The sequence below is a fragment of the Streptomyces sp. NPDC044719 genome, from assembly GCF_056433405.1.
Window position 1 is genome coordinate 1,034,008 of sequence record NZ_JBWKHE010000002.1, and the last position, 9,518, is coordinate 1,043,525.

Annotated in this window: 9 protein-coding genes; 2 read left to right on the top strand and 7 right to left on the bottom strand. The window is 69.4% G+C overall.

What is annotated here, in order from left to right:
- Nucleotide 1: 1 nt before the first annotated feature.
- Complete coding sequence (locus AC07DF_RS11485; protein WP_478969405.1) at nt 2-1,111, bottom strand: ImmA/IrrE family metallo-endopeptidase; 1,110 nt, start codon at nt 1,109-1,111, stop codon at nt 2-4.
- A gap of 419 nt (nt 1,112-1,530) precedes the next feature.
- Here AC07DF_RS11485 and AC07DF_RS11490 point away from each other — a divergent pair, with 419 nt between their 5' ends.
- A complete protein-coding gene (locus tag AC07DF_RS11490) occupies nt 1,531-2,652 on the top strand; it encodes a hypothetical protein (RefSeq protein ID WP_391459785.1) in 1,122 nt (373 codons plus the stop codon).
- Between the two features lie 388 nt (nt 2,653-3,040).
- On the opposite strand, the gene AC07DF_RS11495 is transcribed toward AC07DF_RS11490, so the two are convergent.
- Together AC07DF_RS11495 and AC07DF_RS11500 are read right to left on the bottom strand one after the other, a co-directional pair.
- A complete protein-coding gene (locus AC07DF_RS11495) occupies nt 3,041-4,789 on the bottom strand; it encodes a UvrD-helicase domain-containing protein (protein ID WP_478969407.1) in 1,749 nt (582 codons plus the stop codon).
- A complete protein-coding gene (locus AC07DF_RS11500; protein ID WP_478969409.1) occupies nt 4,786-4,974 on the bottom strand; it encodes a hypothetical protein in 189 nt (62 codons plus the stop codon). The genes AC07DF_RS11495 and AC07DF_RS11500 overlap by 4 nt, the downstream gene beginning before the upstream one ends.
- 223 nt (nt 4,975-5,197) lie before the next feature.
- Here AC07DF_RS11500 and AC07DF_RS11505 point away from each other — a divergent pair, with 223 nt between their 5' ends.
- A complete protein-coding gene (locus AC07DF_RS11505) occupies nt 5,198-5,572 on the top strand; it encodes a hypothetical protein (RefSeq protein ID WP_478969411.1) in 375 nt (124 codons plus the stop codon).
- A 33-nt stretch (nt 5,573-5,605) separates the two neighbouring features.
- On the opposite strand, the gene istB is transcribed toward AC07DF_RS11505, so the two are convergent.
- From istB to AC07DF_RS11525, 4 genes are all read right to left on the bottom strand, one after another.
- The gene (gene istB, locus AC07DF_RS11510) at nt 5,606-6,394 is read right to left on the bottom strand and encodes an IS21-like element helper ATPase IstB (protein ID WP_478969413.1); all 789 of its coding nucleotides are present in this window, start codon (nt 6,392-6,394) and stop codon (nt 5,606-5,608) included.
- On the bottom strand, nt 6,391-6,882 hold the full coding sequence (locus AC07DF_RS11515) for a hypothetical protein (RefSeq protein WP_478969415.1): 492 nt from the start codon (nt 6,880-6,882) through the stop codon (nt 6,391-6,393). Before AC07DF_RS11515 ends, istB begins: the two co-directional genes overlap by 4 nt.
- A 569-nt stretch (nt 6,883-7,451) precedes the next feature.
- Nucleotides 7,452-7,925: a hypothetical protein gene (locus AC07DF_RS11520; protein ID WP_478969417.1), complete on the bottom strand. Its 474-nt coding sequence runs from the start codon at nt 7,923-7,925 to the stop codon at nt 7,452-7,454.
- A 343-nt stretch (nt 7,926-8,268) separates the two neighbouring features.
- Nucleotides 8,269-9,309 carry a hypothetical protein gene (locus AC07DF_RS11525; RefSeq protein WP_478969419.1) on the bottom strand — a complete coding sequence of 347 codons (1,041 nt, stop codon included), beginning with the start codon at nt 9,307-9,309 and terminating at the stop codon, nt 8,269-8,271.
- Nucleotides 9,310-9,518 lie beyond the last annotated feature (209 nt).

Genomic DNA, 9,518 nt, shown 5'->3' on the forward strand with positions numbered 1-9,518 from the left:
CTCACCTTCGAAGCGGCTTAGGGGATAACGAGCGGTCGCCTGCCACATACAGGCGCTTGAAGTCCTCGGGCAGCAGGCGGGCGCACGCGGCCGCCTCGTCGATCGCCAGGCCGAGGTCGGACAACAGGGTGTCCACCAGTGCCGGGACGCGCGTGGGCCGCTCCAACTCCACCTCGACCGGTTCGGCCGTTCGGTAGCCGAGCGCCGACATCTCCACCATCACCGTGCGGTACTGCCATTCGGTGATGGCGTTCAGGGTGAGCGCGCGCCGCAGCAGCGCGCTCATCGACACCCGCCAGACGCGCTTGAGCTCCGCCAGCCGCGCCAAGTCCACACCGTCGGCGAACGCCTGCCGGATATCGGCCGCGGGCATCAGGAACTCCGCGGCGAACGCGTCGGCCTGCTTTTCCTGCTCGCTCGACGTGCCGGGCGCGGGATGCATCACTAGATGGCCCAGCTCATGCGCGACACTGAAGCGGCAACGATCGCCCGGCGCATGGTCGTTGACCAGGACCAGCGGGACCTGCAGGTCGTCCCACTGACTGACCGCATCCAGCAGCTCACTGCCGAGACTGCGCATCACGACCAGGCCGCCGGCCTCCTCGATCGCGGCGATCACATCCGCCACCGGGCCCCTGGGCAGGCCCCAGGCGCGGCGCACCTGGCGGGCCGCATCCTTGGCCGTCGTGAAGTCATCCAGAAGCACGCGGGAGAAGCGGTGCTGCACGCCCGCTGCCGCTGCGGCCCGCGCGAGACCCGTCACCTGCACCCGTACCAGGGCGAGTTGAGCGTGGATGCGGCGCAGGGCAGAGGACGACAGAGAGGCTCTCTTGCGGTGATGGATCAGTCCCACCCCCACCCCGCTCACCCGGGGATCCAGACTCAGCAGGTCTACCGGGTAACCCAGGGCGGCGGCATACAGCTGAAGACGATCGTCGGCGACCACAAGGCGTCCCGACTCCGCGCGGCTGACATACCCCTGGGACACGACCGCGGCCCCGGCAGGAGAGTCCTTGGTCATGGCCGCGGCCACCTCGACCTGCGTCATGCCCCGCGACTCGCGCGCGAGTGCGAGCATGCCGGGATGCGCCTGCAGGTCACCGGACGCCATCACACCCCACCACCTCAGATCAGTCCTCAAAACATTAACACGGAATATTCCGGAGCTGATTCGGCTTCCTGGTGGGCTCCGTCACAGCCAACAGCCCTCTGCTGAAGGGCCGTGCAGCAGACCGGAAACCGCGCGGCCGCCCCCGCCGTCCCCCGGTGATCCAGTCACGGCAGGACTCGGCGGGACCGGCCGGGGTCCGGGCCGGTCAGTGACGGCGTGGTCCGCCCTGCAGCGGCTTGCCGACACGCGCCGGACGGCCCCGGACCGACGGCATGATGTGAAGACCCCGACGGTGCGGGGGAGTTGCGCACCACATCACGTCCGGGAACGGCGCGTGGTGCGACGCAAGCGAGAAGAGGAATGCGCAAGTGAACACGGTACGAGCCCGGGTGTGGCAGTTCCAGGTGCAGGAGGCGGTGGTGACCGTCACGGAGGTCGGGCAGGGCGAGTTGCCGGTCGGGCTGGCCCGGCTCATCCACATCAACGCGCTCGCCTGCGACCACAACCGCGTCCTCGACTACCGGACCAAGCAACTCGAGGTCCGTCTCCTTGCCAGCTACCTCCATACCGCCGGGGCCGACGGCCCACTTCGGGTCGATCACCGCGCGTTCACGGCGAGCTCGCGGCATATCCGCGGCTTCGTCGCCGAAAGCTCAGGCCTGGGCATGCTGACGGCGGCCGGTGAAGCGCTCTTCGCCTGGGACAACACGGCGCATCCGCTGCACAGCTTCGACGCACTGCCCGGTAGCCTGACGGACTATCAGAACGACGGGATCCGGCCCGATTTGCTGTTCCACCTGCCCGGCGGCCGGGTTGCGGGAGAGGCCCGCGGCCGACACCGCCGCACCAAGACACTCCTGCCGAAACGGCCCCTTGCCGAGCAGAAGAACCGGCTGCAGGACCTGGCCCGCTGGTCCGCCGCCCACCAGGACCACGCCTACTTCATGAGCTGGGTCTGGATCGGCCGCTCCGGCGTCGCCGTGGACATCTTCCTCCCCCAGGACAAACGCTGGGACGGTGCACTCGACGTCCGCTGGAAGCGGCAGAGCGAAGGCCACCAGTGGCGCTTTCCCGTGCACGAGCGACGGCGCAGACCACCAGAGGGCCCCCTCGGGCAGATGCCGACCGATGAGTCTGAACCGCCGCTCACCCCGCCGTCCGCCACGGACGCACTGCGGACCGCGATGCCGGTGCCCGTCGCTGCCCGCACACAACCCACGGCCGACCCGCTCTCACAGACCGGCCGCCTGGTGCAGCGGCTGTACGACACCGCCCCCGAACTCGATGCGGAATTCGTCGGCAATCCCGTCCGCGGCACCTGGGTACCCGCCGACGCGCTGGGACCTGCCCAGCACGAGGTGCTGCTGGCCGTCCTGGCCGAACAGCCCCCACCCCAGGCCGGCGTCCGAGAGCGCCTCGCACGGGCCGAAGGCCGCTTCGACGCCTGCCTCGACGGACGTCTGCTGACCGTCGTGCGTTCTGCAGCCGAGCCGCCGCCAAGCTGGCAAGACCTGGAAGAGGTGCTGCTGAGCCCGGCGTGACACACACCCAAGCCTGCCCGTAACCGGTAGGGGTGCCCGACGCCCAGGCGTCCAACGGACGCTGCCCAAGGCCCGCTGGACGCCGGGCAGCCTTCCCGCCGGGTGTGGGAGCCCTGTTCTCGGTCATGCCGATCCGGGCAGCTCACTCAGCAGAGCCTTCACGGTCTGCTGCCACCTGCGGGCTTCCTTCCGCAACGGGAATCATGCGTGGGCAGTCTGCCGGTCCAGATCGGTGAACTCCTGCAACCTTGCCGCCAGTTCAGCGCAACCGGTGCCGTTGTTGCGGGCTGCCGCAGAATGCCGACAGCGCGGGCACGCCGAGCAGCAGGCTGCCGCGAGGATCGTGCTGTCTGCCCCCGGCCGGTTGCGGGACAGACAACACGAAGGGTCATGCGACGCGGAACGGTACCTGCCGCTCGACCAGCAGCCGGGCCAGCTGGTCGCTCTCCTCGTCGGGCAGGGCGACGGCGGCCAGGCGGCGGGCGCGGGTGACGGCGACGTACCAGACACGCAGGACCTCGTCGGTGGCCGGGTCTGCGGTGGCCCAGCGCTGGACGCTTCCGGCATCGGGCAGCAACAGCAGGACACCGTCTGCTTCATCGCCCTTGAGCTGGTGGACGATGTTGGTGCGGATCCCGGTGGCCGCCTGGGGGCGGGACACGGTGGGTTTTCCGGCGGGGCGGCCCTTTCTGCCTTGCGGAGCAGCCCCGGGCAAAGCGGGCCAGGCCTTCATGGCCTGCCAGACCTGCGGCCCCCATTCCCGGTGGGGCGCAGGCAGGCTGTGCAGGAAGGCGAACGCCGTGCGGTTGACCTGTCCGGCCGAGAGACGGTGGCGGGCCGTGATGCGGTCGGGGCCGCCGGTCTCGCCCGGGTACCAGTAGCCGAACAGGACGCGCACGGCGACCGCGCAGGCCCGGGCGAGGTCATCGCCGCTGGCGCTCGGGGTGTGGGTGACGGTGCGGGCCCAGGCCAGGCTGGTGATGGCTTTGGTGTTGGGCTTCTCCCGGGTGATGCCCGGCAAGGTGGCGTACTTGTAGGCGGTCACCAGGCAGTCCTTGGCCGGGACGGCGTACTCCTCGGCCAGCGTGCGGAAGGCGTCGACGATGCCGGCACCGGTCGGGGCGTGCAGGTGCCGGCTGCCGGAGTCGACGAACCGGGTGGGCAGCACGAGGACGGGGATGTCGTCGTCGCGCACCACGGAGGTGTCCGGCGGGCGCTGCCCCGTGCGCAGGGTGGACGCGAGCCGGCAGATGACGGGGGAGCTGCGCCAGTTGCCGGTCAGACGGTGCGGGGCGGGGGAGAGCTGAGCGGCGAAGGACTGGAGAGCCCGGGGTTCGGCGCCGCGCCAGGCGTAGATGGCCTGGTCCGGGTCGCCGACGAGAACCAGCGGCAGGCCGGCGTCGTGCAGCAGCTGAAGGATCGCCAGGTCGGCGGCGGAGCAGTCCTGTGCCTCGTCGACGACGACTTCCGCGAACCGGGAGAGCAGCGGGGGCAGCAGAGCGGCCGCGGTCTTGGCGTGGCGCAGGTTCCACAGGGCCAAGACCCGCGCCTCGTGCCCGGTCAAATAGCCTTCGTCACACCACGCCTTGCGGGTTTCGAAGATCTTCTTCTCCCACTGCGCGCGGCTGTAGGAGGTGTCCTTGATGAGCTGGCGGGTGTCGTAGTCGAGCTTGTCCCAGGCAACAGCCTCGCGCGCTTCGCGGTAGGAGGGATCTATCGTCATGGGGAAGCGGTGCAGGTTGATCTCCCGGTCCGTGCCCTGCACCGGGGCCTTGATGCTTGCCCAGGATTCCAGCAGACGGGGCGCCGGCTGGGCCGCCCGCCGCGGCTTGACCAGGAACTCCCACAGGAACGAGTCGAGCGTGCCGATGAAGTGCGGTGCCTGCACCAGATCGGCGCGGCCCGCCGAGCGGCAGCGCCGGGCCATCTGATCCCGCGCCACCCGCGTGAACGAGATCAGCGCCCGCCCCTTCCGCAGCCGTCGCCGGGGCGACTGCAGATGCCGGTTGGTGATCACATGCGTCTTGCCCGCACCCGGGCAGGCAGCCACGTAGGCAGGCGCGGCCACGGCCATGGCGGCCTGCTGCTGCTTCTCGGCGTCGGCCCGCACCGGATCCGTCTGCTCAGGCGTCGTCATGGCGCGCCCACTGCAGGCGTGCTCGTGTCCTGGGCGGTGATGAAACGGATGGCACCCGCCAGGTAGTCAGGCACCGTGAACGGCACCACCCGGTCGGCCAGCACGTCGGCGAGTTCCTGCGCGAACCGGCCCTTGGAGATCTCGGTGCCCTTCAGGGTGGCTAGGGCGGCGTTCAACGGCCCCACCAAGGCGACTCCAACTGGCCCCAGTTGAAGGGTGATTGGTGAAGATCGGGCGACCCGATTTGGCTCCGAAGGGCGGCTTGTTCTGGGACCACCAGGGGTTGGAACGGCGCAAAGCCACGGTGGTGCGCCAGCGTTGGCATGATGGGTCTGGTGCCGAGGGGCCCGGCGCGGGGAATGACAAGATCAGTGTGCCGGATCAGACCTGCTAGGGGAGGAGCCCGAGATGAGGGCGGATGGTGTGGAGTCGGCCTGGGACCGAACCGTCTGCGGCCGGTTTCCGGAGATCCCCGAGGATCGTCGCATCGCGGTCGAGCGGTTCCTCGCCAACCGGCCCGAGCTCGTGCCGTATGCCAGCAACCTCCTGCAACGGCCCGACATCGCGCCGCTCGCGGTCGATATGTTGCTGAAGTTTGAGGAGTTCGAGGCGGAGGAGCGGACACGGCGCGAAACCGTTCCCGAGGCCCCAAGTGCTGCCGACGCTGGCGGGCAAAATGCATGGCTTAACCACGTTGCTGCCTTGCCGACCGACGATCTCCAACGCCTCGCCGTCGAACTGGACGATGGGATCGGCCAGCACCATGACGTCGCTGATCAGTGACCGCTGGCTGCGTGGAAGGCGAGTTGAGGTCGGTTAGTTTGTCCCGATGATCTTGTTCGCTTTGGTGCGGGCCAGGCGATAGGACTCGGTGCCAGTCTCGATGAGGGTGGCGTTGAAGGTGAGCCGGTCGACGATGGCCGCGCAGAGCCGCGGGTCGGTAAAGGTCTTTGACCAGCCCGTGAACGCTTCGTTGGAGGCGATGGCGATACTGTTCTTTTCCTCCCGCTCGGTCAGAACCTGGAAGAGCATCTCGGCGCCGCGGCGGTCGAGTTCGAGGTAGCCGAGCTCGTCGATTTCGAGCAGGTCGACGCGTCCGTAGCGGGCGATGGTCTTGCCGAGCTGTTTGTCGTCGGCGGCCTCGACGAGCTCATTCACCAGGCTGGCGGCGGTGGTGTAGCGGACGCGGTAGCCGGCCATGGCGGCCGCGGTGCCCAAGCCGATGAGCAGGTGGGATTTGCCGGTGCCGGAGTCCCCGATCAGACACAGCGGGTAGCCCTTGGTGATCCAGTCGCAGGTGGCGAGGCTGTGGATGACGGCCGGATCGACATTGGGGTTGGCGCGGTAGTCGAAGTCGCGCAGTGACTTCTCGCGGGGGAAGTGGGCAGCACGGATGCGGCGTTCGGCCCGGCGGCGGTCGCGGTCTTCGCACTCGGCCATCAGCAGCTCGGCGAGAAAGCCCGCATAGGAGAGCCCTTCGCGTTCGGCGCGGGCGATGGTGTCGGCGGCCTGGGCCCGCATGGTGGGCAGCCGGAGCATGCGGCAGGCGGTGTCGATCGCGGCATCGGACGCCTGGGCAGTGAGGGCGTGATGAGCGGCAGTCATGACGAGTCCTTCCGGCGTAGGTGGAGCAGTTCGTCCCACTGCTCCAGGCGGGGCAGGGGGCGGGCGTCTTCGGGCAGGGGCCTGGCCAGGCGGTGCGCGGTGAGGTGGCTGACCTGCGGCATCTGCGGATCAGCAGGTTGCAGCCGGTCGGGGGCTGCCGGAGCGGCAGTGACGGTCGGGGCCCGGCCGTCGGCCTGTGCGGCCTTGCGGGCCTCCAGAGCAATCACGTCCTCGCTGCAGGTGCCCAGCTTGAGTGCGGCGCGAAGGCCCGCGATCACATCGGCGTGCTGCTGATGGCGGTGCAGGAGCAGGATCCTGACCAGGGCTTTCGTCCCGTCGATCTCGCCGAGCTGCTGCTTGGCCAGAGCCCAGAACGCCTCGTGCTCGGCGGTGAAGGTGCCCTCGGCGCGGGCTTGGTGCAGTGCCTCGGAGCGGTCCAACGCGCCGGGCTTGCGCAGAAGCACCTCCAGATAGTGGTCCAGGACCATAACATCGAAACGGCGACGAGCACCGACCTCACGCCATGACGATCCACGGGACAGGGCCTGCACTCCCGAAGCCGAACGTCATCGCTCCGAGATCAACGACCGACAGGCGACCCTTGGGCCCTCCTCGGCAACACCCTCCCGGACATACAGCTTCACCCCGCCCGCCCACTGAAGTACCCAGCCCCGCCAAGTCAGGCGCTCACCCGCCATGTGAAGCGCTCAGTCACACCGGCGGACCGGCGCTGTGTGTGCAAGCAACAGCAGGGACCGGCCTGTCGCGCGTCTGAGCACGCGGACCACGTGAATCCTTGTGGGTGAGAGTGGCGAGCAAGGCACGGGCGCGTGGCCCAGCTGTGAAGGGACCTCAGGCCAGGCTGTGAACTGCTGGGTGCTGCCGCCCCTTGCCGTTGCCTGCCCACCAGGCGGCCCACTGCCTTCGCTGGCCCGCCTGATCCATCTGTTCTGCTGCGGCGGCCGAGTGGTGGCGGAGAGCCCTCGAGCCCCTCGGGTGTGATGGGCGCGGCGCAGGAGACCGGGGCGCCCTGGTCGGCAGCTGCATGCCGACCGGGTCAGGCGGCGCCGAGTTGGGGGGTGTGCCGCTGCTGCATGGTTCCGAACACCTCGTCGAATGCGAGGGAGCGTCTCGTGGGCACCAGGTGGTAGGGGGAGCCTGAGCCTGCGGCGGGTTGCGGACCCGTGCGGCCCAGCATGAGGACGTCCAGGGGAGTGAGGACGTCGAGGTTGTCGAAGACGTAGCAGATCGGCAGCTGCGTCCATGCGGCGAGCTGGAGGTGCGCCATGACGGCAGCCCGCTCCACCGCATGGCGATGGGTGATGCGGCTGGTCATGCGGCTCTTGCAGTCGATCAGAAACACCTGCCGGTCCTTGGCGACCACTAGATCGGGTGTCCAGCGCAGTGAACTCTCGGTGCCCCGCAGGGCGACTCGCACAGCTTCGGTCAGCACGCCCTGGCCCCAGGGGCTGACGTCCCATCCGCGCAGGGCGAGTTCCTCGGCGACGCGCCTTTCGTGTGCGTCGCCCACGGCCTTCCTTTGCTGAAAGCTCGGCATACCGGCAAGTGTTGCTCTCCTCCTCGGGCTCGAAACAACCCGGTGCCCCGTCTCGGACACTCCTGGCCAGGGATGTTGGCGGTCGTTGTCGTTCATTGGCGTTCATGGGTGTCCGCCGGTGTCTCTCTGCGTCTCATGGTGTCTCACGCTGTCTCGAAACAATATGACCGGATCTGATCCCTGCAGCCGTGCGCCGGAGTTGCGGCCCACTTGCCGTACGTCTCTTCGTCCCACCGTGGCATGACCGGACGATGGCGGGACGCGGATCCGACGTGCTGCCTCCCGTGCCGTTTCGGAGGGAAGGGCTGTCAGGTGATCACCTTCCTGGTGTGGCGCTGCTCGGTACGCCGCGTTCGGGGAGGAGGCGCCAGGCGATCTCGTCGTGCTCCCTGAGGTGCTGCCAGGAGGCAAGGAGACGGCAGTGGACCAGTTGGTCGAGGAGATCCTCCACCTGCTGCTGGGACTGACTGCCCAGCCGGGCAAGCACGTCGAGTTCCGCACTTCCGAAGCCGTCAGACGTGTGAGCTGCCAGGATCAGAGCGTTGAGCTGCACCGTGGGGGACATCCCGCGCGGTGCGACCAGCGGAACGGGGTTCAGGGCCCAGTGCGCCGCGCGGGCGCGGGTGCCGCGGCCGGATGTCTGGGAGTGCATGTCCGCATCGAGCAGCCGCGCCTCCACATGGGGACGCCGCGGGCCGGAACAGCGCAGCCACCCGGCGTGTTCCAGTTCGCTCCACAGTTCTGCACGGCCGTGCAGCCGCATGCTGCGCAGAAGGCCGTGGGGGAGCCGGACGCGGCCTCGGCCGTCGGCGCGCAGGGCGCACTGCAGGGCCAGCAGTCGGGCGGCGGGGGAGGAGAAGCGGGGCAGGGCGACGGCGAGGTAGGTGAGCATTTCCCGCACGCGCTGCTGCTCCGGCGGGCCGTAGGCGGGCACCCTGCGTTCTGGCTGCGGCCCGCCGGCGGAGGAACGGATGCGAACGGGACTGAGCAGTGTCGGCGGCACGATGGCGGTGTGGCTCATCGCGGCGGCGCAGGCGGCACAGGCGTCTGCGAGCCGCCACGTGCGGCCGCTGCGATCCCGGGTCAGGGCAAGCAGGACGGGGCCGGCGCAGCCACGGTGACGGGGGTGCCAGTGGCAGCCCCGGGCCCGGCACTGGCAGGTGCGCAGGTGCCCGGGCAGCGTGTCGGCGCGGGCGTGGCGGGCCAGATGGGTCAGGGCGGCCGACCGGGCGGAGGCGGCCTGCACGGGATGGTGCGGGGTGCAGCGGGGGCAGGCCAGGGCCGGCCCGCCCGGCTGCGGGCGCAGTTCCACCGTCCAGGTGCGCTGCACCGCGGCGTGCATGCTGGCAAGCCGCATCGGCTCGGTGCCCTCCCATCTGCTCAGCGTCGGCGAGGTGTGGCGTCCTCCCGGTCAGGCGAGCGCGGGAGTCGGCCGCACCGTAGTGCAGATCTCTGCACTCGTGCAGTGCCGGCTGTGGCGTAGCTGTTGTGCTTGCTTAATGATCTTGATTGTGGCGTGGTGTTGCTCAGTTGTGTTGAGCGGTGTGTTCGTTTCGTGGGTGGGGT